This window comes from Streptomyces sp. NPDC048331 (assembly GCF_043201215.1).
Classification (GTDB): domain Bacteria; phylum Actinomycetota; class Actinomycetes; order Streptomycetales; family Streptomycetaceae; genus Streptomyces.
The window spans coordinates 81032-104580 of the sequence record NZ_JBICYT010000008.1 but is presented as its reverse complement, the minus strand read 5'-3'; the positions used below and the strand labels follow the sequence as shown (position 1 = coordinate 104580).

Annotated in this window: 23 protein-coding genes; 19 read left to right on the top strand and 4 right to left on the bottom strand. The window is 71.1% G+C overall.

What is annotated here, in order from left to right; genetic code table 11:
- Positions 1-57: 57 nt before the first annotated feature.
- Positions 58-1287: a DUF349 domain-containing protein gene (locus ACGFYY_RS14675; RefSeq protein ID WP_393709412.1), complete on the bottom strand. Its 1230-nt coding sequence runs from the start codon at positions 1285-1287 to the stop codon at positions 58-60.
- Positions 1288-1478: 191 nt separating this feature from the next.
- Positions 1479-2270 (bottom strand): peptidylprolyl isomerase, encoded by a 792-nt coding sequence (locus tag ACGFYY_RS14670; protein WP_393709410.1) that lies wholly within the window; start codon positions 2268-2270, stop codon positions 1479-1481.
- A 153-nt stretch (positions 2271-2423) separates the two neighbouring features.
- Here ACGFYY_RS14670 and ACGFYY_RS14665 point away from each other — a divergent pair, with 153 nt between their 5' ends.
- The 6 genes from ACGFYY_RS14665 to ACGFYY_RS14640 all read left to right on the top strand — a co-directional run bounded on the left by ACGFYY_RS14665 (position 2424) and on the right by ACGFYY_RS14640 (position 8375).
- Positions 2424-3134, top strand: coding sequence for an MBL fold metallo-hydrolase (locus ACGFYY_RS14665; protein WP_365269218.1), 711 nt, complete (start codon positions 2424-2426; stop codon positions 3132-3134).
- Positions 3135-3144: 10 nt separating this feature from the next.
- A complete protein-coding gene (hisS, locus tag ACGFYY_RS14660) occupies positions 3145-4404 on the top strand; it encodes a histidine--tRNA ligase (protein WP_393709407.1) in 1260 nt (419 codons plus the stop codon).
- A gap of 133 nt (positions 4405-4537) precedes the next feature.
- On the top strand, positions 4538-5155 hold the full coding sequence (locus tag ACGFYY_RS14655) for a vitamin K epoxide reductase family protein (protein WP_365269224.1): 618 nt from the start codon (positions 4538-4540) through the stop codon (positions 5153-5155).
- Between the two features lie 70 nt (positions 5156-5225).
- Positions 5226-6581, top strand: a complete 1356-nt coding sequence (locus tag ACGFYY_RS14650; RefSeq protein WP_393709405.1) for a replication-associated recombination protein A — start codon at positions 5226-5228, stop codon at positions 6579-6581.
- 121 nt (positions 6582-6702) lie between these two features.
- On the top strand, positions 6703-7614 hold the full coding sequence (locus tag ACGFYY_RS14645; protein WP_393709403.1) for a DUF2199 domain-containing protein: 912 nt from the start codon (positions 6703-6705) through the stop codon (positions 7612-7614).
- A 38-nt stretch (positions 7615-7652) separates the two neighbouring features.
- A complete protein-coding gene (locus tag ACGFYY_RS14640; RefSeq protein WP_393709401.1) occupies positions 7653-8375 on the top strand; it encodes an HNH endonuclease family protein in 723 nt (240 codons plus the stop codon).
- Here ACGFYY_RS14640 and ACGFYY_RS14635 read toward each other — a convergent pair.
- Positions 8372-9049, bottom strand: coding sequence for a DUF2470 domain-containing protein (locus ACGFYY_RS14635; protein WP_393709584.1), 678 nt, complete (start codon positions 9047-9049; stop codon positions 8372-8374). The two genes, ACGFYY_RS14640 and ACGFYY_RS14635, sit on opposite strands and share 4 nt — an antisense overlap.
- A 286-nt stretch (positions 9050-9335) precedes the next feature.
- On the opposite strand from ACGFYY_RS14635, the gene rpsD reads away from it, so the two are divergent.
- On the top strand, positions 9336-9947 hold the full coding sequence (gene rpsD, locus ACGFYY_RS14630; RefSeq protein WP_008740451.1) for a 30S ribosomal protein S4: 612 nt from the start codon (positions 9336-9338) through the stop codon (positions 9945-9947).
- A gap of 83 nt (positions 9948-10030) precedes the next feature.
- Here rpsD and ACGFYY_RS14625 read toward each other — a convergent pair whose 3' ends face one another.
- A complete protein-coding gene (locus ACGFYY_RS14625; protein ID WP_393709398.1) occupies positions 10031-12205 on the bottom strand; it encodes an ATP-binding protein in 2175 nt (724 codons plus the stop codon).
- Positions 12206-12352: 147 nt separating this feature from the next.
- Between ACGFYY_RS14625 and ACGFYY_RS14620 the strand changes: the two genes are divergently transcribed.
- The 12 genes from ACGFYY_RS14620 to ACGFYY_RS14565 all read left to right on the top strand — a co-directional run bounded on the left by ACGFYY_RS14620 (position 12353) and on the right by ACGFYY_RS14565 (position 23522).
- Positions 12353-12796: a DUF948 domain-containing protein gene (locus tag ACGFYY_RS14620; protein WP_365269240.1), complete on the top strand. Its 444-nt coding sequence runs from the start codon at positions 12353-12355 to the stop codon at positions 12794-12796.
- Between the two features lie 8 nt (positions 12797-12804).
- Entirely contained in the window at positions 12805-13149 is a 345-nt protein-coding gene (locus ACGFYY_RS14615) for a DUF6167 family protein (RefSeq protein WP_109780829.1), read from the top strand.
- A complete protein-coding gene (alaS, locus tag ACGFYY_RS14610; RefSeq protein WP_393709395.1) occupies positions 13149-15818 on the top strand; it encodes an alanine--tRNA ligase in 2670 nt (889 codons plus the stop codon). Before ACGFYY_RS14615 ends, alaS begins: the two co-directional genes overlap by 1 nt.
- A 2-nt stretch (positions 15819-15820) precedes the next feature.
- The gene (gene ruvX / locus ACGFYY_RS14605; protein ID WP_030387206.1) at positions 15821-16291 is read left to right on the top strand and encodes a Holliday junction resolvase RuvX; all 471 of its coding nucleotides are present in this window, start codon (positions 15821-15823) and stop codon (positions 16289-16291) included.
- Between the two features lie 128 nt (positions 16292-16419).
- Positions 16420-18213, top strand: coding sequence for an endolytic transglycosylase MltG (gene mltG / locus ACGFYY_RS14600; RefSeq protein WP_393709393.1), 1794 nt, complete (start codon positions 16420-16422; stop codon positions 18211-18213).
- Positions 18214-18219: 6 nt separating this feature from the next.
- Positions 18220-19044, top strand: a complete 825-nt coding sequence (locus ACGFYY_RS14595; RefSeq protein WP_393709391.1) for a shikimate dehydrogenase — start codon at positions 18220-18222, stop codon at positions 19042-19044.
- Between the two features lie 31 nt (positions 19045-19075).
- Complete coding sequence (locus tag ACGFYY_RS14590; RefSeq protein ID WP_393709389.1) at positions 19076-19267, top strand: hypothetical protein; 192 nt, start codon at positions 19076-19078, stop codon at positions 19265-19267.
- 132 nt (positions 19268-19399) lie between these two features.
- A complete protein-coding gene (gene aroC, locus ACGFYY_RS14585) occupies positions 19400-20584 on the top strand; it encodes a chorismate synthase (protein WP_393709387.1) in 1185 nt (394 codons plus the stop codon).
- The gene (locus tag ACGFYY_RS14580; protein ID WP_365269259.1) at positions 20581-21099 is read left to right on the top strand and encodes a shikimate kinase; all 519 of its coding nucleotides are present in this window, start codon (positions 20581-20583) and stop codon (positions 21097-21099) included. Before aroC ends, ACGFYY_RS14580 begins: the two co-directional genes overlap by 4 nt.
- Positions 21096-22187, top strand: coding sequence for a 3-dehydroquinate synthase (gene aroB, locus ACGFYY_RS14575; RefSeq protein WP_365269262.1), 1092 nt, complete (start codon positions 21096-21098; stop codon positions 22185-22187). Before ACGFYY_RS14580 ends, aroB begins: the two co-directional genes overlap by 4 nt.
- Positions 22184-22624 (top strand): type II 3-dehydroquinate dehydratase, encoded by a 441-nt coding sequence (gene aroQ / locus ACGFYY_RS14570; protein WP_030387213.1) that lies wholly within the window; start codon positions 22184-22186, stop codon positions 22622-22624. Before aroB ends, aroQ begins: the two co-directional genes overlap by 4 nt.
- 91 nt (positions 22625-22715) lie before the next feature.
- The gene (locus tag ACGFYY_RS14565; protein WP_365269269.1) at positions 22716-23522 is read left to right on the top strand and encodes an AAA family ATPase; all 807 of its coding nucleotides are present in this window, start codon (positions 22716-22718) and stop codon (positions 23520-23522) included.
- Positions 23523-23549: the final 27 nt, after the last annotated feature.

Below are 23549 nucleotides of genomic sequence, written 5' to 3'. Positions count from 1 at the left end.
GGGCCCCGGTACGGATCTCCGTACCGGGGCCCTCCTGCGTACGCGGGCGGCCGGGAATCAGCCGCCGAACTCCTCCAGGCCCTTCAGCGCCTGGTCCAGCAGGGCCTGGCGGCCCTCCAGCTCGCGCGACAGCTTGTCGGCCTTGGCGTTGTTGCCCGCCGCGCGCGCCGCGTCGATCTGCTCACGCAGCTTGTCGACCGCCGCCTGGAGCTGACCCGTCAGACCGGCCGCACGGGCCCGCGCCTCCGGGTTCGTCCGACGCCACTCGCCCTCCTCGGCCTCCTGGATCGCCCGCTCGACCGCATGCATCCGGCCCTCGACCTTCGGCCGGGCGTCCCGCGGCACGTGGCCGATGGCCTCCCAGCGCTCGTTCAGGGAACGGAACGCGGCACGGGCCGCCTTCAGGTCCGTGATCGGGACGAGCTTCTCGGCCTCGTCGGCCAGCTCCTCCTTGAGCTTCAGGTTCTCGATCTGCTCGGCGTCACGCTCGGCGAAGACCTCACTGCGGGCCGCGAAGAACACGTCCTGCGCACCGCGGAAGCGGTTCCACAGGTCGTCCTCGGACTCGCGCTGCGCCCGACCCGCCGCCTTCCAGTCCGCCATCAGCTCGCGGTAGCGGGCGGCCGTCGGACCCCAGTCGGTCGACTTCGACAGCGACTCGGCCTCCGCGACCAGCCTCTCCTTGACCTTGCGGGCATCCTCACGCTGCGCGTCCAGCGAGGCGAAGTGTGCCTTGCGGCGCTTGGAGAAGGCGGAACGGGCGTGGGAGAACCGGTGCCACAGCTCGTCGTCAGACTTGCGGTCGAGTCGCGGCAGCCCCTTCCAGATGTCCACCAGGGCGCGCAGCCGCTCACCGGCACTGCGCCACTGGTCGCTCTGCGCCAGCTGCTCGGCCTCGACGACCAGCGCGTCCTTGGCCGCACGGGCCTCGTCCGTCTGCTTGGCCTTCGCTACCTTGCGCTCCTCGCGCCGCGACTCCACGGTCGTGACCAGCTTGTCCAGCCGCACCCGCAGGGCGTCCAGGTCACCCACGGCATGGTGCTCGTCGACCTGCACGCGCAGGTGGTCGATGGCCGTCTGGGCGTCCTTGGCGGACAGATCAGTGGTCCGCACCCGCTTTTCGAGGAGGCCGATCTCGACCACCAGGCCCTCGTACTTGCGCTCGAAATAGGCCAGGGCCTCCTCAGGGGTGCCGGCCTGCCACGATCCGACGACCTGCTCGCCATCGGAAGTACGCACGTACACGGTGCCCGTCTCGTCGACTCGGCCCCACGGGTCGCTGCTCACAGCGCCTCCTCCACCTGATGCCTTGCGAGGGGTTCACCCCCTGGGCATCGTCCACAGTTTCCTGGGGCGGGCAGCGCCCGCCCTGCACAACGCCAACATAGGCGACCGCCGGGCCGGCTGTCCGCATCCCGCACGACGGAATATCGGCGTACGGGCGGCGGACCGGCCGGGCCCGGGGTCGGCGCATCACGTCAGTTCTGGGTGACGGTGCCCTTCTCGATCTTCACCTCGGTCTTGGGCGCGCCGTCCTGGCCGCCGTCGACCGTCCCGGCCTTCGCGATCTCCTCCAGGACCTTCAGGCCGGCCGCGTCGATCTTGCCGAACGGCGTGTACGTCGGCGCCAGCGGGCTGTCCTTGTAGACCAGGAAGAACTGGCTGCCGCCCGAGCCCGGCTGGCCCGTGTTGGCCATCGCCACCGTGCCGGCCGGGTAGACGACCTGACCGTTCGCGTCGGCCTTGCCCAGCGAGTCCAGGTTCTCGTCCGGGATGTTGTAGCCCGGGCCGCCGCGGCCGGTGCCCTCGGGGTCGCCGCACTGGAGGACGAAGATCCCGCCGGACGTCAGCCGGTGGCACTTGGTGTTGTCGAAGTAGCCCTTGTCGGCGAGCGACTTGAAGGAGTTCACGGTCTGCGGGGTCTTGGCCGCGTCCATCGTGAAGTTGACGTCACCCGCGCTCGTCTTCAGCGCGAAGGTGTACTTCGCCTTCTGGTCGATCGCCATCTCCGGCGACGGGGACTGCTTGGGCGCCGGCTCGGACGCCGAGGCCGACGGGTTCGCGGACGGGTCCGCGGCCTGGTCCTTCTTGTCCTTGTCGAAGACGCCGCCGACGATCAGCCCCACCAGCGTCGCGATCACCACGGCCACCGCCGCGCCGATCACGGCCGCGCGCTGACGCGACTTCCGGCGGGCCTCGGCCCGGCGCTTCTGCTGGCGCTCGTACTTCTCCTTGGCGAGCTGTCGCCGTCGCTGATCGCTCGTGACCACCGGGTCGTCTCCTTGTACGTGTCTGCTACTGCTGTCCGGGCTGGGATAGGCCGTACCGTATATGGGTTCGCTGTGTAATGAGCGGCGCCGGTAGGCTCTGAGCAGCAGGATTCCTGTCTGCGACCTCCCGCCGGACGACGATTGAGGACGAACGTGCTGATTGCCGGGTTCCCCGCAGGCGCTTGGGGCACCAATTGCTACGTGGTCGCCCCCGCCGCCGGTGAGGAGTGCGTCATCATCGACCCGGGCCATCAGGCCGCCCAGGGTGTCGAGGAGACGCTGAAGAAGCATCGGCTCAAGCCCGTCGCGGTCGTGCTGACCCATGGCCACATCGATCATGTGGCCTCGGTGGTCCCGGTGTGCGGAGCACACGACGTACCGGCCTGGATCCACCCCGAGGACCGCTACATGATGAGCGACCCGGAGAAGGCCCTCGGCCGCTCCATCGGGATGCCCCTCATGGGCGAGCTGACCGTCGGGGAGCCGGACGACGTCCGCGAGCTGGCCGACGGCGCCGCGTTGAAATTGGCCGGAATGGAATTCTCCGTGGCGCACGCGCCGGGGCATACCAAGGGGTCGGTGACCTTCCGGATGCCCGAGCTGGCCGACATCCCGCCGGTCTTCTTCTCGGGCGATCTGCTGTTCGCCGGCTCCATCGGACGCACCGACCTGCCCGGCGGCTCCCACGCCGAGATCCTCGAATCGCTGGGCCGCGTGTGCCTGCCGCTCGACGACTCGACCGTGGTGCTGTCCGGCCACGGTCCCCAGACCACCATCGGCCGTGAGCGCGCGACCAACCCCTACCTGCGGGAAGTCGCCGCCGGGCTCGGAGACGGCACCGCCGCTCCACGACGAGGAATGTGACGAAAGCTTCGTGAGCACTTTCAAGGCCCCCAAGGGCACGTACGACCTGATCCCGCCGTACTCGGCCAAGTACCTGGCGGTCCGCGACGCCATCTCCGCCCCGCTGCGCAAGGCCGGGTACGGGTACATCGAGACCCCGGGCTTCGAAGACGTGAACCTCTTCGCCCGCGGTGTCGGCGAGTCCACCGACATCGTCACCAAGGAGATGTTCACCCTCACCACCAAGGGTGGCACCAACCTCGCCCTGCGCCCGGAAGGCACCGCCTCCGTGCTGCGCGCGGCCCTGGAGGCCAGCCTGCACAAGCAGGGCAACCTCCCCGCCAAGCTCTGGTACTCCGGCTCGTACTACCGCTACGAGCGCCCGCAGAAGGGCCGCTACCGCCACTTCTCGCAGGTCGGCGCCGAGGCCATCGGCTCCGAGGACCCGGCGCTCGACGCCGAGCTGATCATCCTGGCCGACGAGGCCTACCGCACCCTCGGCCTGTCGAACTTCCGCATCCTGCTGAACTCGCTCGGCGACAAGGAGTGCCGCCCCGTCTACCGCGAGGCGCTGCAGACCTTCCTGCGCGGCCTCGACCTCGACGAGGAGACCGTCCGCCGGGCCGAGATCAACCCGCTGCGCGTCCTCGACGACAAGCGGGCCGAGGTACAGAAGCAGCTGGTGGGCGCGCCGGTGCTGCGGGACTACCTGTGCGACGCGTGCAAGGCGTACCACGAGGAGGTGCGGGCGCTGATCACGGCGGCCGGCGTCGTCTTCGAGGACGACGAGAAGCTGGTGCGCGGGCTGGACTACTACACCCGGACCACCTTCGAGTTCGTCCACGACGGTCTGGGCGCGCAGTCCGCGGTGGGCGGCGGCGGCCGCTACGACGGACTGTCCGAGATGATCGGCGGACCGGCACTGCCGTCGGTCGGCTGGGCACTCGGTGTGGACCGCACGGTGCTGGCCCTGGAGGCCGAGGGCATCGAGCTGGACATCCCGGCGCCGACCACGGTCTTCGCGGTGGCGCTGGGCGAGGCCAAACCGGCCGTGTTCGGCCTGGTGACGCAGCTGCGCAAGGCGGGCGTCGCGGCGGACATGTCTTACGGCGGCAAGGGGCTCAAGGGCGCCATGAAGGACGCCAACCGCAGCGGCGCGCGCTTCGCCATCGTGGCGGGCGACCGTGACCTCGCCGAGGGCGTCGTCCAGCTGAAGGACATGGAGTCCGGCGAGCAGTCGGCCGTGCCCGTGGCCGAGCTGATCGAGACGGTCCGCGCCCGACTCGCCTGACGGCAACCGGTCGCGGCGGCACGGGAGTACACAGGACGGGGGCCGGGGATCTTTCCCCGGCCCCCGTCCGTTCACAGGCTCGTACGGCACAATGGCCCGTGCTTGATCACCTGGCAGATGTGGAGCGGGCGGTATGACGACACGAAGCGCGGACGCGGACACCGCCCGGGGCAGGACCGTCGCGGGAAGCCGGGCCCTGGCCCTGCTGCTGGTGATCACCGGAGCCGCGGGTCTGCTCGCCGCCTGGGTGATCACGATCGACAAGTTCAAGCTGCTGGAGGACCCGACCTTCAAGCCGGCCTGCAGCCTGAACCCGATCGTCTCCTGCGGCAACATCATGACGAGCGACCAGGCGTCGGCCTTCGGCTTCCCGAACCCGATGCTCGGACTCGTCGCCTACGGCATCGTGATCTGCGTCGGCATGAGCATGCTGGCCGGGGCCTCGTTCCGCCCCTGGTACTGGCTCACCTTCAACGCCGGCACCCTCTTCGGCGTCGTGTTCTGCGCCTGGCTCATGTACCAGTCGCTGTACAACATCAACTCGCTGTGCCTGTGGTGCTGCCTGGCCTGGGTCGCCACCATCTTCATGTTCTGGTACGTCACCGCGCACAACGTCCGCGAAGGGCTGCTGCCCGCCCCGGGCTGGCTCAGGTCCTTCCTCGACGAGTTCACCTGGGTCCTGCCCGTCCTGCACGTCGGGATCATCGGGATGCTGATCCTGACCCGCTGGTGGGACTTCTGGACCTCCTGAGCGCGGGCGGCGACCCGGCGGCGCGGACGGCCCGGGCGGCTCTGTCGGTGGGCTCGCTTAGGCTTCCTGTGTGGAACCAGACCTGTTCACCGCCGCTGCCGAAGACCGCCGGGAGAAGGACCCCACGAGCTCCCCGCTCGCCGTCCGGATGCGCCCGCGCACCCTGGACGAGGTCGTCGGCCAGCAGCACCTGCTGAAGCCCGGATCACCGCTGCGGCGGCTGGTCGAGGAGGGCGCCGGCGGCCCGGCCGGTGCCTCCTCGGTGATCCTCTGGGGACCACCCGGCATCGGGAAGACGACCCTGGCGTACGTGGTCAGCCAGGCCACGCAGAAGCGCTTCGTGGAACTGTCCGCCATCACGGCGGGCGTCAAAGAGGTACGGGCCGTCATCGAGGGCGCCAAGCGCGCGGCCGGCGGCTACGGCAAGGAGACCGTCCTCTTCCTCGACGAGATCCACCGGTTCAGCAAGGCCCAGCAGGACTCGCTTCTCCCCGCCGTCGAGAACCGCTGGGTGACGCTGATCGCGGCCACCACCGAGAACCCGTACTTCTCGATCATCTCCCCGCTGCTGTCGCGTTCGCTGCTGCTCACCCTGGAACCGCTGACGGACGAGGACCTGCGCGCCCTGATGCGGCGCGCGCTCGCCGAGGAACGGGGCCTGGGCGGGGCCGTCTCCCTCCCGGAGGACGCCGAGGCGCACCTGCTGCGGATCGCCGGCGGAGACGCCCGGCGGGCACTGACCGCGCTGGAGGCGGGCGCCGGATCGGCCATCGCCAAGGGCGAGGAGGAGATCACCCTCCAGACGCTGGAGGACGCCGTCGACCGGGCGGCCGTCCGGTACGACAAGGACGGCGACCAGCACTACGACGTCGCCAGCGCGCTGATCAAGTCGATCCGCGGCTCGGACGTGGACGCCGCCCTGCACTACCTGGCCCGCATGATCGAGGCCGGCGAGGACCCCCGGTTCATCGCGCGCCGCCTGATGATCTCCGCGAGCGAGGACATCGGGCTGGCCGACCCGACGGCCCTGCCGATCGCGGTGGCCGCGGCCCAGGCGGTGGCGATGATCGGCTTCCCGGAGGCGGCGCTGACCCTCTCGCACGCCACGATCGCGCTGGCGCTGGCCCCGAAGTCGAACACCGCCACGACGGCGATCGGCGCCGCGCTGGCCGACGTACGGGCGGGCCTCGCGGGCTCGGTCCCGGCGCACCTGCGGGACGGCCACTACAAGGGCGCGGCGAAGCTGGGACACGCGCAGGGGTACGTGTACCCGCACGACGTGCCGGGCGCGATCGCGGCGCAGCAGTACGCGCCGGACGAGATCCAGGGCAAGCGGTACTACGAGCCGACGCGCTACGGCGCGGAGGCCCGCTACGCGGACGTGGTGGAGAAGGTCCGCGAACGGCTGCGGGGCACCGGGGCCTGACGCGGGCCGCCGATGCGGAGGCGCTGCCCCGGGACCCCCGTGCCTCGAATGCCGGGCCGGGGACCGCTCCGCGCAGCGGCCGCCGTATCGACCGGACGAGCGGCATGTCTAAGCTGCCCGGATGACCACGCACCTCCCCTCCTGCGCCTGCTGCGGCGAGACGCTCGCCGACGAGCGCCGCATCGACTTCGGCTACGACCTGCCCGACGCCGCCTTCGGCCTGCCCGAGGAGGCCGTCCACCGGCTCGGCGTGCGCGCCCTGCTCCGGGTGGACGGGGTCGGCTGCTTCATACGCTGCCTGCTGGCCGTCCGGCTCACGCACGGCACCGAGCTGGTCCTCGGCGCCTGGGTGGAGGTGGACGAGGACACCCTGCGGCGCGCCGACGAGCTGTGGGAGCAGCCCGGCTACGCGGACCTGTCGATCGAGGGCACCTTCGCCAACCGGATCCAGCCCTGGGGCGACGACCTGCTCGGCGCAGCGGTCACCGCGAAGGTCGCCGACCCGGAGGAACTGCCCTGCGTCGTCGAGGTGCGCCACCCGGTGGCCTCCCGCGTCCTGACCCGGACCTGGGACCGCGACCACGTCCTCAGCCGCTTCCCGTACCCGCTGCCGGTGGACGTGCGCACCGACCTCGGCGGCCGCTGGTCGGTGCTGCGCAGCGCCGGTCTCACCGCCTCCTTCGCTGACGGGGCCGACCACTTCACCGCCCCGGACCGCAGCGCCTCCGTCAGCCTGATGCGGGACGACGTCCCCGGCCGCGCCCCCGAGGACTTCCTCGACGCCCTGCTGTCCGGGGCCCCCGACACGCGGCCGGCCCAGCGGCTCCGCGAGGCACTGGGGGAGGGCGTGCGGTACGCGTTCTGGCTGACCCGGCAGGACAACGGCCGGCCGCGCCACGAGTTCTACGGCATGGCCGTCACCGCGGGAACCGCCGCCGGGATCTACTGCACCTACGAGGACCCCGCCGACCTGGACTGGGCCCAGCGGACCTGGCGCTCCCTCGACCGCGCGGTGAACGGCGCCGCGCGCTGATCCGGCCCGATCCCCGGGAGAGCTCCTAGGCTCGCGGTATGGGTCCCTCCCGGCCGCTCGTGGTCCTCTTCGTTCTCGCCCTCGCCGGGCCGGCGGCGGCCGGGTGCCACCACGACGACACCGCGACCGCGCAGGCCAGCGCCGTCGCCCTGGTCGCGCAGGTGCCGCTCACCCGCGCCGGGTTCCCGCCGGACGCGGCCGCCGCGAAGGCGCAGCTGGCCCGACTGAAGGTCGAGCGGGGCCGCAACTGGCAGACGTACAAGCGTGAGGACTTCGGCCGGTACTGGTCCGACGAGACCGATGCCGTCGGCGGGCGCAACGGCTGCGACACCCGTGACGACGTGCTCCGCCGGGACCTGACGGAGCTCCGCGAAGGGGACCGGAACCCGTGCGTCGTGCTCTCCGGAACGCTCCACGACCCCTACACCGGCAAGGTGCTGCCCTACACCAATCGGCGCGCGTCGCAGATCCAGACCGATCACGTGGTCGCGCTCGGCGCCGCCTGGCGGGGCGGCGCGTACGCATGGACCCCGCAGCGCAGGCTGGAGTACGCCAACGACCTCGACGTGCTGCTCGCCGTGGACAAGCAGACCAACTACGACAAGGGGAGCCGGACGGCCGACAAATGGCGGCCGCCCCGGCGTGCGTACTGGTGCGAGTACGCGCGCCGCTACACCGGCATCAAGGCGAAGTACGGCCTGTCCGTGACGGCGCCGGAGAAGCTCGCCCTCCAGGACATGCTCGCGACCTGCACCCCCTAGTGCGAGGCCGCCGAGAAGAGGGAGTGCATGGCCCGGCGCAGGCCGCAGATGTCAGCGACCGGCTCGGGGAAGTCGAAGCGGGCGTCGAAGGAGCCGGCCGGGCCGCCGGTGAAGCGGACGCGCAGGCCGAGGCGGTCCAGGGAGAGGGGGACGGCGCTCATCCCGCAGGACTCGCGGGCGCCGAGCAGGCCGCCCAGCTCGCCGAGCCGGTCGCCGTGGGCGGAGTGCAGGTGCTGCAACAGCTCCGACTCGTGCGCGACCATCGGGTCCGGCTCCGCCGCGGCCAGGTCCTCCGGGTCCACGTGCTCGGCGCCCCACAGGTCGTCCACCGAGATCTCGCCGACCTCCAGGCGCAGCATCATCCACGCCGGGCGCCCGCCGTGCGGGGCGTCGAGGGACTCCCGCATGCCCAGCAGCTCGCCCACGGGTTGTCGCTCCGCGAGCAGCGCGGCGCAGGCGGCGCGGTCGTCCCCGCGCACCGGCGTCAGCCACCCGGCGAGCCAGGCGCGGCCTCGGATACGATGTGGGACGGACACCGGCGCCACATCCGTGATCTCGATCACGGCGGTGAGGTCGTCGTCCTGGGCGTGAGCGGCTGCCCTGGCAGCCACGGATTCCCCTGAGACAAGGAGAATCACGTCCCCGTCCGGGGTGACGGTCCGAGCGACCGGCAGCCCTGTCCCGAACTCCTCGGTCTCGTGACTGTCACGAGCACCGATCAGAGTGAGGGATACTGAGGCGTTGGACTCTACGAGGGTTCGTACGCGTTCGGCTCCGGTGAGCTGCCGAACGCCTTCCCTGGGACGCGGCTGACCTTGCTTATCGTCGGCGCAAGCGGATTCTGTTTCGTCTGAATCCGAACTGCGCTGCGCACTGGGCAGGGGGATCCCATGTGGTCGAGACATTACGTCCTCCTCGCTAAGGTAAGCCTCACCTAACTTACATGGAGGTAGGTTCCCCGTGAACCAGAAGCGACCCAAGGTCAAGAAGTCGCGTGCCCTCGGCATTGCGCTGACCCCGAAGGCCGTCAAGTACTTCGAGGCCCGCCCCTACCCGCCGGGCGAGCACGGCCGTGGCCGCAAGCAGAACTCGGACTACAAGGTCCGTCTGCTGGAGAAGCAGCGTCTGCGCGCTCAGTACGACATCTCTGAGCGTCAGATGGCCCGCGCGTACGACCGCGCCAAGAAGGCCGAAGGCAAGACGGGCGAGGCGCTGGTCGTCGAGCTCGAGCGTCGCCTCGACGCCCTGGTTCTGCGTTCGGGCATCGCCCGCACCATCTACCAGGCCCGCCAGATGGTCGTTCACGGCCACATCGAGGTCAACGGTGACAAGGTCGACAAGCCGTCGTTCCGTGTCCGCCCGGACGACGTCATCACCGTGCGCGAGCGCAGCCGCGAGAAGGTTCCGTTCCAGGTTGCCCGTGAGGGTGGCTACGCAGGCGAGGGCGAGACCCCGCGCTACCTGCAGGTCAACCTGAAGGCCCTGGCCTTCCGCCTGGACCGCGACCCGAACCGCAAGGAAATTCCGGTCATCTGCGACGAGCAGCTCGTCGTCGAGTACTACGCCCGCTGATGCAGGCCTAGTCTCACCGATCGGTCGGCCCGCCGTCCCCTCCGGGGGGCGGCGGGCTTTCCCGTTCCCACGGGCCGCCCGCGCTACGGCTGGTCCGCCGCCGCCTGGGTCGACGGCACCCTGGAACCCCGCGGCCGCCCCGCCTGCCGGGGCACCCCGCCGGCGCCGCCCCGCTCCTCGGGGCTGCTCAGCGCCCGCCCCACCAGCGCCTCACGGCTCAGCTCCCGCCCCTCGGCCTCGTACGCCGCGTAGCGCTCGGCGCCCAGCAGCTCGCCCGCCTGCTCCCGGCACATCAGCCGCGGGGCGTTGAAGTACCCCGAGCCGAACAGCTGCAGCCCCACCCCGCCCCACATCGGCTCCGCCGCCCCCTGGAGCACCGCCGCCTCGGCGGCGTCCCCCTCCGCGACCGTGACCAGCGCGAGCAGCTCCAGCGCGAGCACCAGGCCGACCAGATCGTGGAAGACGTGGTTGATCGCCACGCACTCGGTCAGCAGCCGCCGCGCCTCCTGCGCACGCCCCGCGTCCAGGGCCGCGTACGCGAGGACGTACAGGGCGTACGCCTTCGTCCAGCGCTCCCCGCGCTCCTCGCAGATCTCCCGGACCTCCCCGCACAGCGCGAGCGCACCCGGCAGGTCACCGAGGAAGGCCAGCGCCATCCCCAGCTCCACCTGGCACATCAGTACGTTGCTGTTCAGTTCGCCCGCCGCCCGGTACTGCTCCAGCGCCGTGCCCAACAGCTCCCGGGCGCGCGCCATGTCGTCCGAGACCAACGCCAGGCAGCCCATCCGGTGCACCGCGTACGCCGCGGCCACCGGGTTCCCGCTCTGCGCCGCCCCGTCCCGGCACTCGTACAAGGCGCTCATCGAGGCCGTCGCGTCCCCCTGCAGGGCCGCCACATAGCCCAGCACCCACAGGGCCTTCAGCCGCGAGCTCTCGTACTCCACCGCCCGGTCCACCGGCTCCAGGGTCCGCTCCAGCCAGTGCCGCCCCTCGGTCAGCCGCCCGCAGCCCGCCCAGTAGAACCACAGGGTCCCCGCCAGGTACTGGCCCAGATGCGCCTCGTCCGGCTCGTCCAGGCAGCACTCCAGGGCGAGCCGCACGTTCGGCAGCTCCACCTCCACCAGCGCGGCCACCTCCTGCTGGCGCGGGCTGAACCAGTCCAGCTCGCACCACGTCGCCAGACCCAGGTACCAGTCCCGATGGCGCCGCCGCAGCCGCCCGGCGTCGCCCAGCGACTCCAGCCAGCCCGCCCCGTACACCCGTACGGTCTCCAGCATGCGGAACCGCACTCCGGCGGGGGTCTCCTCCCGGACCAACAGGGACTGGGCCAGGAGTTCCCCGACCAGGTCCAACACGTCCTCCACCGGCAGATCCGGACCCGCGCACACGTATTCGACGGCGTCGAGGTCGAACTGCCCCGCGAACACCGACAGCCGCGCCCACAGCAGCCGCTCCGCCGGCGTGCACAGCTCATGGCTCCACCCGATGGCCGTCCGCAGCGCCCGGTGCCGGGCGAGCCCGCCGCGCACCCCGCCCGTCAGCAACGCGAAGCGGTCCTCCAGCCGGGCCAGCACCTGCTCGGGGGAGAGGGTCCGCAGCCGGCCCGCCGCCAGCTCCAGCGCCAGCGGGATCCCGTCGAGGCGGGCGCACAGCTCGACCAGGGCGGCCCGGTTCTCCGCGGTCACCGCGAACGCCGGGTCGACCGCGGTCGCCCGCGCCACCAGCAGAGCCAGGGCCTCCTCGGCGGCCGGCGGGGCCAGCGGGAAGGTCGATTCCCCGTCCAGGGCCAGCGGGCGCCGGCCCGCCGCGAGGACATGCAGACCGGGGCAGCTGCGCAGCAGCTCCCGGACCAGGTCGGCGCACGCGTCGACCAACTGCTCGAAGCCGTCCAGGACCAGCAGCAGCCGCCGTCCGGCCAGGTGCTCGGCCAGGACGGTGCGGAGCGGCCGGGTGGTGTGATCGGTCAGCTGGAGCGCCTCGGCCAGGGCCAGCTCCAGCAGCGCGGGATCCCGTACGGTGGCCAGCTCGGCCAGCCGGACCCCGTCGCAGTAGCGTTCCTGCGATCCCTCGGCCGCGGCCCGGGCCGCCGCCAGCACGAGCCGCGACTTGCCCACCCCGCCCAGACCGGTCACCGTCACGAGCCGCGAGGACTCCAGGAGCCGCCCCAGCTGGGCGAGTTCGCCACCCCGCCCGACGAACCGGCCGAGCTCCGAGGGAAGATTGCCTCCGGCGGTACTTCGAGGGGGTGTCTGTCGCATGGGACACGGAGGGTACTGGTCCGGATGCGCTGCGTTCAAGGCGGGCCCGGTCCTCCCGGATTTCCGGTACGGCCGAGGATCTCCGGCGCGATAGGGTCGGAGGGCGAATAGTCCTGCGGTTCAGGTACAGACAGAGAGCGGTGTGACGTGTCCGGTGTAGAGGTGGCCGGGATCATCGTGGCCGTCTTCTGGGCCATCCTGATCTCCTTCCTCGCCGTGGCCCTGGTGAGGCTGGCCCAGGTGCTCAGGGCGACCACCAAGCTGGTGGCCGAGGTGACCGACCAAGCCGTTCCCCTGCTCGCCGACGCCTCCACCACCGTCCGCTCCGCGCGCACCCAGCTCGACCGGGTCGACGCCATCGCGAGCGACGTGCAGGAGGTCACCTCCAACGCCTCCGCGCTGTCCTCGACCGTGGCCACCGCCTTCGGCGGGCCGCTGGTGAAGGTCGCGGCCTTCGGCTACGGCGTCCGCAAGGCGCTGGGCAAGGGGGACGCCGCGCCGTCGGGCGGCACACCGCCGAAGGCATCCCGCCGAACCGTGATCGTTGGACGTACGGTGCCGGCCGCCCGGCGCCGCAAGCAGAAGGGCTGAGACCGCCGATGTTCCGCCGAGCCTTCTGGTTCACCGCAGGCGCAGCCGCCGGCGTGTGGGCCACCACCAAGGTCAACCGTCAGCTGAAGAAGCTGACACCGGAGAGTCTCGCCGCCCAGGCGGCCGACAAGGCCGTGGAGGCGGGACACCGCCTCAAGGACTTCGCCCTCGACGTCAAAGCGGGAATGACGCAGCGCGAGGACGAGCTGAACGACGCACTGGGGCTCCACCAGGATCCCGACCGGCCCGACAACGTCACGGCCCTTCCCGGGCCCCGGCGACTGCGGGCCATCGAGAACACCAAGACCACCTACCGACCCAATTTTTCGTACGACCGGAATGAGGACCACTGATGGAGTCGGCTGAGATTCGCCGCCGCTGGCTGAGCTTCTTCGAGGAGCGCGGTCACGCCGTTGTCCCTTCGGCGTCGCTCATCGCGGACGACCCGACTCTGCTGCTGGTGCCCGCGGGCATGGTGCCGTTCAAGCCCTACTTCCTGGGTGAGACGAAGCCTCCGGCCCCGACGCTCACCAGCGTCCAGAAGTGCGTCCGCACGCCGGACATCGAAGAGGTCGGCAAGACCACCCGCCACGGCACGTTCTTCCAGATGTGCGGCAACTTCTCCTTCGGGGACTACTTCAAGGAAGGCGCCATCAAGTACGCCTGGGAGCTGCTGACCAGCTCCGTGGCGGACGGCGGCTACGGCCTCGAGCCCGAGAAGCTCTGGATCACCGTCTACCTCGACGACGACGAGGCCGAGCAGATCTGGCGCGAGAAGATCGGCGTTCCCGCCGAGCGCATCCAGCGCCTGGGCAAGAAGGACAACTTCTGGTCCATGGGCGTCCCGGGTCCCTGCGGTCCCTGCTCCGAGATCAACTACGACCGCGGCCCCGAATTCGGCGTCGAGGGCGGCCCGGCCGTCAACGACGAGCGCTACGTGGAGATCTGGAACCTGGTCTTCATGCAGTACGAGCGCGGCGCCGGCGACGGGAAGGAAGACTTCCCGATCCTCGGCGACCTGCCGTCGAAGAACATCGACACCGGTCTCGGCCTCGAACGCCTCGCGATGATCCTGCAAGGCGTGCAGAACATGTACGAGACCGACACCCTGCGCGTCGTCATGGACAAGGCCACCGAGCTGACCGGCGTCCGCTACGGCGCCGCCCAGGGCACGGACGTCTCGCTGCGCGTGGTCGCCGACCACATCCGCACCTCGACCATGCTCATCGGCGACGGCGTCACCCCCGGCAACGAGGGCCGCGGCTACGTGCTGCGCCGCATCATGCGCCGCGCCATCCGCAACATGCGCCTCATGGGCGCCACCGGTCCCGTCGTCCAGGCCCTGGTCGACGTCGTGATCAACACGATGGGGCAGCAGTACCCCGAGCTCGTCACCGACCGCAAGCGCATCGAGACCGTCGCGCTCGCCGAGGAAGCCGCGTTCCTGAAGGCCATCAAGGGTGGCACCAACATCCTCGACACCGCCGTGACCGAGACCAAGGCCACCGGCGGCACGGTCCTCTCCGGCGACAAGGCGTTCCTGCTCCACGACACCTGGGGCTTCCCGATCGACCTCACCCTCGAGATGGCCGCCGAGCAGGGCCTGACCGTGGACGAGCCCGGCTTCCGCCGCCTCATGCAGGAGCAGCGCGACCGCGCCAAGGCCGATGCCAAGGCCAAGAAGACCGGCCACGCGGACATGTCCGCCTACCGGGAGATCGCCGACGGCGCCGGTGCCACCGAGTTCACCGGCTACGCCACCAACCAGGGCGAGTCCACCATCGTCGGCCTGCTGGTCAACGGCGTCTCCGCGCCCGCCGCCTCCGAGGGCGACGACGTCGAGGTCGTCCTCGACCGCACCCCCTTCTACGCCGAGGGCGGCGGCCAGCTCGCCGACCAGGGCCGGATCAAGCTCGACTCGGGCGCCGTCATCGTCGTCCGCGACGTGCAGCAGCCGGTTCCGGGCGTCTCGGTGCACAAGGGCTCCGTCCAGGTCGGCGAGGTGACGGTGGGCGCCTCCGCGTACGCCGCCATCGACGTCCACCGCCGCCGGGCCATCGCCCGCGCCCACTCGGCCACGCACCTGACCCACCAGGCGCTGCGCGACGCCCTCGGCCCCACGGCCGCCCAGGCCGGCTCCGAGAACAGCCCCGGCCGCTTCCGCTTCGACTTCGGTTCCCCGAACGCCGTCCCCGGCTCGGTCCTCACCGACGTCGAGCAGAAGATCAACGACGTGCTCTCGCGCGAGCTCGACGTCACCGCCGAGATCATGAGCATCGACGAGGCGAAGAAGCAGGGCGCCATCGCCGAGTTCGGCGAGAAGTACGGCGAGCGCGTGCGCGTCGTGACCATCGGCGACTTCTCCAAGGAGCTGTGCGGCGGCACGCACGTCGGCAACACCGCCCAGCTGGGCCTGGTGAAGCTGCTCGGCGAGTCCTCCATCGGCTCCGGCGTGCGCCGCGTCGAGGCCCTGGTGGGTGTGGACGCGTACAACTTCCTCGCCAAGGAGCACACGGTCGTCGCCCAGCTCCAGGAGCTGGTCAAGGGCCGTCCGGAGGAGCTGCCCGAGAAGATCGCCTCCATGCTCGGCAAGCTGAAGGACGCCGAGAAGGAGATCGAGAAGTTCCGCGCGGAGAAGGTCCTCCAGGCCGCGGCCGGGCTCGCCCAGAACGCCCAGGACATCAAGGGCGTCGCCCTCGTCGTCGGCCAGGTGGCGGACGGCATCGGCGCCGACGACCTGCGCAAGCTGGTCCTCGACGTCCGCGGCCGCATCCCCGGCGACCGCCCGGCCGTCGTGGCCCTGTTCACCGTGGCGAACGACCGCCCGCTGACCGTGATCGCCACCAACGAGGCCGCCCGCGAGCGCGGCCTCAAGGCGGGCGACCTGGTCCGTACGGCCGCCAAGACCCTCGGTGGTGGCGGCGGCGGCAAGCCGGACGTCGCCCAGGGCGGCGGCCAGAACCCGGCCGCCGTTCCGGAGGCCATCAGCGCCGTCGAGCGCCTCGTCGTCGAGACGGCCTGACGATGACTCTGCGCCGCGGCCGCCGGCTCGCCATCGACGTCGGTGACGCCCGTATCGGGGTCGCCTCGTGCGACCCCGACGGGGTGCTGGCCACACCGGTGGAAACCGTTCCGGGCCGGGACATCCCCTTCGCCCACCGGAGGCTGCGGCAGCTCGTCGAGGAGTACGAGCCCCTCGAAGTCGTGGTCGGCCTTCCCCGCTCGCTCAGCGGGCGGGAGGGGCCGGCCGCGGCCAAGGTGCGCGTCTTCGCGAACGAACTCGCCAAGGGCATCAAGCCGGTGACGGTCCGACTGGTGGACGAGCGGATGACCACGGTCACCGCCGCCCAGGGCCTGCGGGCCTCCGGGAAGAACGCCAAGAAGGGTCGGTCGGTCATCGACCAGGCAGCCGCTGTGGTGATCCTTCAGAACGCTCTTGAGACCGAACGGGTATCAGGTAATCCGCCTGGTGAGTGCGTCGAAGTGGTTGTCTGATCGCGATACGGTAACGTTCCGCGCGATGAGACGGCATTCGAACAGCCGTCGCCCACCGTCAAAGAGGCGGAACCGGGTGCCACGGACGACGGAGTCCGTGGCCTCCGTCTCGCGGCTCTAGGGGACCGATGACTGAGTATGGCCGGGGCCGTGGCCCCGAACCCTGGCACCCCGAGGACCCCCTGTACGGGGACCAGGGGTGGACCGGGCACCAGACCCAGCAGGGCCAGGTGCCTTACGCCGGTGCCCCGCAGCAGCAGGAGTACCCACAGGAGCCGCAGTACCAGCAGCAGTACCCCCAGCACCAGCAGTACCCGCAGTACCCGGAGTACCAGCAGCAGCAGTATCCGCAGCAGCAGTACCCACAGCAGGGGCAGTACCCGCAGCAGGCGCAGCAGCAATCCCAGCAGCCCCAGCCCCAGCAGCAGTACATGCAGGGCCAGGGCCAGTACCCGCAGCAGCAGTACGCCGGGCAGCAGCCGGGCTATGTCCAGCAGCCGCAGCAGCCGCAGCAGCCGGTGTACGACAGTCAGGGCTGGGACACCGGCCAGGGCCGGTACACGGCGGCGGCGCAGACCGATCTGTACGCGGGCGTGGACCCGTACACGCAGCAGCCCGTGGCGGGCTACCCCGGTGAGGCCCCCGACCTCTACAGCACGGAGGACGCCTACGCGCCGCCGCAGCCCCCGGGCCGGCGGAACCTGGAGCCGGAGCCCGTCGAGGAGCCGGAGCCCGCGGAGGAGCCGGAGGAGGGCCTCCTCACGGCCGGTGGAGGGCGTGACGGCGAGGACGACGGTGACGGCCGTGGTGGCCGTTCCAAGGGCGGCAAGCCCAAGAAGCGCAGCGGCACGGCCTGCCTCGTGGCCGCGGTCGTCATCCTCGGTGTGGTCGGCGGTGGCGGCTACTACGGCTACAACTACATCAAGGCCAGGTTCAGCTCGGCCGAGGACTTCGCGGGCGAGGGCACCGGCGACATCGTCGACGTCGAGATCCCCAAGGGCTCGGGCCTCCTGCAGATGGGTCTGATCCTCAAGAAGGCGGGCGTCGTCGCCAGTGGGCAGGCGTTCGTCGACGCCGCGTCCAAGCTCCCTCCGGGCAAGGCCATCCAGGCCGGTGTCTACCCGCTCCGGAAGCAGATGTCGGCCGCGTCCGCGGTCGAGGTGATGAGCGACCCCTCGAAGCTGAACGTCATCACGGTCAGCGAGGGCATGCGCAACTCCGCGGTGTACGCGGCGATCGACAAGAAGCTGGGCCAGCAGGAGGGCACCACCGCCGAGACCGCCAAGCGCGAGGTCAAGAACCTCGGCCTGCCGGCCTGGGCGAACAACGACCCGAAGCTCATCGACCCGCTCGAAGGCTTCCTGTACCCGGCGCGCTACGACCTCAGCAAGGACAGCACTCCCGACTCGCTGCTCAAGCAGATGGTCAAGAACGCGACCGACAAGTACGCGGAGCTGGGCATCGAGGGCAAGGCCAAGGAACTGGGCCTGCAGAATCCGCTCCAGGTGGTCACGGTCGCCAGCCTCGTCAACGCCGAGGGCAAGAACCACGACGACTTCCGGAAGATGGCCGAGGTGGTCTACAACCGCCTCAAGAAGACCAACGACGTCACGAACCAGAAGCTCCAGTTCGACTCGACGTACAACTACGTCAAGAACCAGAGCGAGATCAACTTCAACCTGAAGGAAGCCCAGGCCTTCGACAACCCCTACAACACGCACTTCATCAGGGGACTGCCCACCGGTCCGATCAACAACCCGGGTCTGGACGCGCTGACCGCTACGCTCAACCCGGACCACGGCGGCTGGATGTTCTTCGTGTCGGTCGACGGCAACACGACGACCTTCACCAAGACCTACGAAGAGCACACCAAGCTGGCCAACGAGTTCCAGGAACGGCAGAAGCAGAAGAACGGCGGTTAGCAGGACATGTCACGCATAAGGGCCGCGGTGTTGGGTTCGCCCATCGAGCACTCGCTCTCGCCGGTGCTGCACCGCGCCGCTTACCAGGAGCTCGGCCTCGACGACTGGTCGTACGACCGCTTCGAGATCGACGAGGCCGCGCTCCCGGAGTTCGTGGCAGAACTCGGCCCCGAGTGGGCCGGGCTGTCCCTGACCATGCCGCTCAAGCGGGCGATCATCCCGTTGCTGGACGGCATCAGCGACACGGCGGCCTCCGTCGAGACGGTCAACACGGTCGTGTTCACCGAGGACGGACGACGCGTCGGCGACAACACCGACATCCCCGGCATCGTGGCCGCGCTCCACGAGCGCGGCATCGAGAAGGTGACCTCCGCCGCCGTCCTCGGCGCCGGGGCCACCGCCTCCTCGGCGCTCGCCGCCCTGGCGCGGATCTGCTCCGGCGAGGTCACGGCGTACGTCCGCTCGGCGGCCCGCGCCGACGAGATGCGGCAGTGGGGCGAGCGGCTCGGCGTGCCCGTCCGCACGGCCGACTGGTCCGAGGCGGCCGCGGCGCTGTCCGCGCCGCTCGTGATCGCCACCACCCCGGCCGGTACGACCGACGCCCTGGCGGTGTCCGTACCCGAGGGGGCGGGCACCCTCTTCGACGTCCTCTACGACCCCTGGCCGACCCCGCTGGCCGCCGCCTGGTCGCGGCAGGGCGGCCAGGTCGTCGGCGGGCTCGACCTCCTCGTCCACCAGGCCGTGCTCCAGGTGGAGCGGATGACCGGCCGGACCCCGGGTCCGCTCGCTGCCATGAGGGCGGCGGGAGAGCGGGCGCTCGCCGCCCGTTAGGCTTTCCACCTGCGCATTCACAGGGGGCGGCATGGACGGGAACAGCACGGAACAGGTACTGGCGTCGAAGTGGGATCTCCCCTTCGTCCTCTTCAGCATGGGCAGGGTGGCCTTCGGAACCCTGCCCCTGTGGGCCAAGGCGCTCATTCTCGGACTCTTCGGTTCCGTCGTCCTCTGGTACGGGATCACCTGGCAGCGCGAGCGCGGCCGACGGTCCCGCTGACGCCCCAGGCGTCCGATAGCTGGACCGGGGCCCGATAAACCCCTCCGGACATGGGAGGATCGGGTGAGGCGGGTCCGGGCCGCGCACCCGATCGCGCCGTCGCTGTACCAGGCGCGAGCATGAGGAGCATCGTTGAGCAGGTTGCGTTGGCTGACCGCAGGAGAGTCGCACGGCCCGGCACTGGTCGCGACGCTGGAGGGTCTTCCCGCCGGCGTTCCGGTCACCACCGAGCTGGTGGCCGATCACCTGGCCCGTCGCCGACTCGGTTATGGCCGCGGTGCCCGCATGAAGTTCGAGCAGGACGAGATCACCTTCCTGGGTGGTGTCCGGCACGGCCTGTCCCAGGGCGGTCCGGTCGCGGTCATGATCGGCAACACCGAGTGGCCGAAGTGGGAGACGGTGATGTCGGCCGACCCGGTCGATCCCTCGCTGTTGAAGGAGACCGGTCGTAACGCGGCGCTGACCCGTCCGCGGCCCGGTCACGCCGACCTGGCCGGCATGCAGAAGTACGGCTTCTCCGAGGCCCGGCCGATCCTGGAGCGCGCCAGCGCCCGGGAGACGGCCGCCCGGGTGGCGCTCGGCGCGGTCGCCCGGTCCTTCATCAAGGAGGTCGCAGGGATCGAGATCGTCTCGCACGTGGTGGAGCTGGCCTCGGCCAAGGCCCCGTACGGCGTGTACCCGACCCCCGCCGACGTCGAGAAGCTCGACGCCGACCCGGTGCGCTGCCTCGACGCCGACGCGTCGAAGGCGATGGTGGCGGAGATCGACCAGGCCCACAAGGACGGCGACACCTTGGGGGGAGTGGTGGAGGTGCTGGCGTACGGGGTGCCGGTCGGCCTCGGCTCGCACGTCCACTGGGACCGCCGACTCGACGCACGCCTCGCCGCCGCCCTCATGGGCATCCAGGCGATCAAGGGCGTCGAGGTCGGCGACGGATTCGATCTCGCCCGCGTGCCCGGCTCCGAGGCGCACGACGAGATCGTCTCCACCCCCGAGGGCCTCAAGCGGACCTCCGGCCGCTCCGGCGGCACCGAGGGCGGTCTCACCACCGGTGAGCTGCTGCGGGTCCGTGCCGCGATGAAGCCGATCGCGACGGTGCCGAAGGCGCTCGCGACGGTGGACGTGGCGACGGGTGAGGCGGCGGTGGCCCACCACCAGCGTTCCGACGTGTGTGCCGTGCCGGCCGCGGGCATCGTCGCCGAGGCGATGGTGGCCCTGGTCCTGGCCGACGCGGTCGTGGAGAAGTTCGGTGGTGACTCCGTGCCGGAGACCCGTCGCAACGTCCGCTCGTACCTCGACCACCTGCAGATCCGGTGACCGCCGGACCACTGGTCGTCCTCGTCGGACCGATGGGCTCCGGCAAGTCCACGGTAGGAGCCCTGCTCGCCGAGCGACTCGGCGTCCCCTACCGGGACACCGACGCCGACATCGTCGCGGCCCAAGGTCGCGAGATCTCCGACATCTTCGTCGACGAGGGGGAGCCGTACTTCCGTGACCTGGAGCGGCAGGCGGTCGCCGCCGCCGTCGCCGGGCACACCGGCGTCCTCGCACTCGGCGGCGGAGCCGTCCTCGACGAGGGCACCCGCGAACTGCTGGCCGGCCTGCCCGTCGCCTACCTGTCGATGGACGTCGAAGAAGCCGTACGGCGCGTCGGCCTCGGCGCCGCGCGCCCGCTGCTCGCCGTCAACCCGCGCCGCCAGTGGCGCGAGCTGATGGACGCCCGGCGCCCCCTGTACACCGAAGTCGCGCGCGTCGTGGTGGCAACCGACGACCGCACCCCCGAAGAGGTCGCCCAGGCGGTCCTCGACGCTCTGGAGTTGAAGGACGTATGACAGACCAGGTGACGCGGATCCACGTCGGCGCGAGCGCCGGACACGACGCGTACGACGTGCTGGTCGGACGGCAGCTGCTCGGCGAGCTCGGCTCCCTGATCGGTACGAAGGCCCAGCGGGTCGCCGTGATCCACCCCGAGGCGCTGGCCTCCACCGGTGAGGCGCTGCGCGACGACCTGGCCGAACAGGGCTACGAGGCGGTCGCCATCCAGGTGCCGAACGCCGAGGAGGCCAAGACGGTCGAGGTGGCCGCGTACTGCTGGAAGGCGCTGGGGCAGTCCGGTTTCACCCGCACCGACGTGATCGTCGGTGTCGGCGGGGGAGCCACCACCGACCTCGCGGGCTTCGTCGCCGCGACCTGGCTGCGCGGGGTGCGCTGGGTCGCCGTACCGACCACGGTCCTCGCGATGGTGGACGCGGCCGTCGGCGGCAAGACCGGCATCAACACCGCCGAGGGCAAGAACCTCGTGGGCGCCTTCCACCCGCCGGCCGGCGTGCTCTGCGACCTCGCGGCCCTCGACTCGCTGCCGGTCAACGACTACGTCAGCGGTCTCGCCGAGATCATCAAGGCCGGGTTCATCTCCGACCCGGTGATCCTCGACCTGATCGAGGAGGACCCGGCGGCGGCCCGTACGCCCGAGGGCCCGCACACCGCCGAGCTCATCGTGCGCTCCATCCAGGTCAAGGCCGACGTGGTCTCCAGCGACCTCAAGGAGTCGGGACTCCGCGAGATCCTCAACTACGGCCACACCCTCGCGCACGCCATCGAGAAGAACGAGCGCTACAAGTGGCGGCACGGCGCGGCCGTGTCCGTCGGCATGGTCTTCGCCGCCGAGCTCGGCCGACTCGCGGGCCGGCTCGACGACGCGACGGCCGACCGGCACAAGGCGGTCCTCGCCTCGGTCGGGCTGCCGCTGACCTACCGCGGCGACCAGTGGTCCAAGCTGCTCCAGACCATGCAGGTCGACAAGAAGTCCCGCGGCAACCTGCTGCGCTTCATCGTCCTCGACGGGCTGGCGAAGCCGACCGTCCTGGAGGGTCCCGACCCGGCGCACCTGGTCGCCGCCTACGGCGAGGTGTCGGCGTGAGCCGCCCCGTCCTCGTGCTGAACGGCCCGAACCTGGGCCGGCTCGGCTCGCGGGAGCCCGATGTGTACGGGGCCACCTCGTACGCGGGTCTGGTGGAGAGCTGCCGTTCGCTGGGCGAGGAGCTCGGCTTCGACGTCGAGGTCCGCGAGACCAACGACGAGGGCGAGCTCATCCGCTGGCTGCACGAGGCGGCGGACGGGAAGATCCCCGTGGTCATCAACCCGGGGGCCTTCACCCACTACTCGTACGGCATGCGGGACGCGGCCGCGCAGCGCACGGCGCCGCTGATCGAGGTGCACATCTCGAACCCGTACGCCCGCGAGGAGTTCCGCCACACCTCGGTCATCGCCGCCGTGGCGACCGGCACGGTGGCGGGCTTCGGTATCGGTTCGTACCGGCTGGCGCTGCGCGCACTGGCGGACGAGATCTCCGCCTGACACCCTGCTGACGGCGCTGGTGGACGGTCGGGCCCCGGCAGTCATATAACGTTCTCGCATCAGTCGCTTGAACGAGACGGAGTGGCAGCGGATGCAGCACGGAGTGGGGGGTGGGGGCGCGGGCCCGTGGCAGCCGGGACCGCGCCCGGCGGCGCCCCCGCAGCCGCCGATACCCCCGGCGCACGGCTGGCCGGGTTCACCCCCGCCGCAGTCTCCGCCTCAACCGCCCCACCAGCCCCATCAGCAGCCGTCGTATCCCTCGCAGCCGGTGCCCGCCGTGCCGGAGGCCACCGGGCACATCCCGCTGCCTCCCGCCGTGCCGGGCACCGGCGGGGCGGTCCTCGCCGTGCTGCTGATCGGCCCGGCCGGCGCCGGTAAGACCACCGTCGCCCGGCACTGGGCCGGCAGTCGGCCCGTGCCGACCGCCCACGTCAGCCTGGACGACGTCCGCGAGTGGGTCTGCTCGGGCTTCGCGGACCCCCAGGCGGGCTGGAACGAGCACTCCGAGGCCCAGTACCGGCTCGCCCGCCGCACCTGCGGCTTCGCCGCCCGCAACTACCTGGCGAACGGCATCTCCTGCATCCTGGACGACGCCGTCTTCCCCGACCGGCCCGTGGTCGGGCTCGGCGGCTGGAAGCGGCACGTGGGGCCCAACCTGCTGCCGGTCGTGCTGCTGCCCGGTCTGGAGATCGTCCTGGAGCGCAACGCCGAGCGCTCCGGCAACCGCCGGCTCTCCGACGAGGAGGTCGCGCGGATCCACGGCCGGATGGCCGGCTGGTACGGCTCCGGCCTGCCGATCATCGACAACTCCCACCTCGACGTCGAGGGCACCGCCCGCGCCCTCGACGAGGCCTTGGCCCGCGCTCTGTCCGCCCCGGGCGGTCGGCCCGGCCAGTAGCGGCCGGGGGCCCGTCCGGACGCGCTC

Coding starts and splice junctions, on each gene's coding strand:
- ACGFYY_RS14640 (WP_393709401.1), top strand. CDS start 7,653: ATGGGTCCCTCCCGGCCGCTCGTGGTCCTCTTCGTTCTCGCCCTCGCC.
- aroB (WP_365269262.1), top strand. CDS start 21,096: ATGACAGACCAGGTGACGCGGATCCACGTCGGCGCGAGCGCCGGACAC.
- alaS (WP_393709395.1), top strand. CDS start 13,149: ATGGAGTCGGCTGAGATTCGCCGCCGCTGGCTGAGCTTCTTCGAGGAG.
- ACGFYY_RS14565 (WP_365269269.1), top strand. CDS start 22,716: ATGCAGCACGGAGTGGGGGGTGGGGGCGCGGGCCCGTGGCAGCCGGGA.
- ACGFYY_RS14655 (WP_365269224.1), top strand. CDS start 4,538: ATGACGACACGAAGCGCGGACGCGGACACCGCCCGGGGCAGGACCGTC.
- ACGFYY_RS14615 (WP_109780829.1), top strand. CDS start 12,805: ATGTTCCGCCGAGCCTTCTGGTTCACCGCAGGCGCAGCCGCCGGCGTG.
- ACGFYY_RS14590 (WP_393709389.1), top strand. CDS start 19,076: ATGGACGGGAACAGCACGGAACAGGTACTGGCGTCGAAGTGGGATCTC.
- ACGFYY_RS14625 (WP_393709398.1), bottom strand. CDS start 12,205: ATGCGACAGACACCCCCTCGAAGTACCGCCGGAGGCAATCTTCCCTCG.
- ACGFYY_RS14595 (WP_393709391.1), top strand. CDS start 18,220: ATGTCACGCATAAGGGCCGCGGTGTTGGGTTCGCCCATCGAGCACTCG.
- ruvX (WP_030387206.1), top strand. CDS start 15,821: ATGACTCTGCGCCGCGGCCGCCGGCTCGCCATCGACGTCGGTGACGCC.
- ACGFYY_RS14645 (WP_393709403.1), top strand. CDS start 6,703: ATGACCACGCACCTCCCCTCCTGCGCCTGCTGCGGCGAGACGCTCGCC.
- mltG (WP_393709393.1), top strand. CDS start 16,420: ATGACTGAGTATGGCCGGGGCCGTGGCCCCGAACCCTGGCACCCCGAG.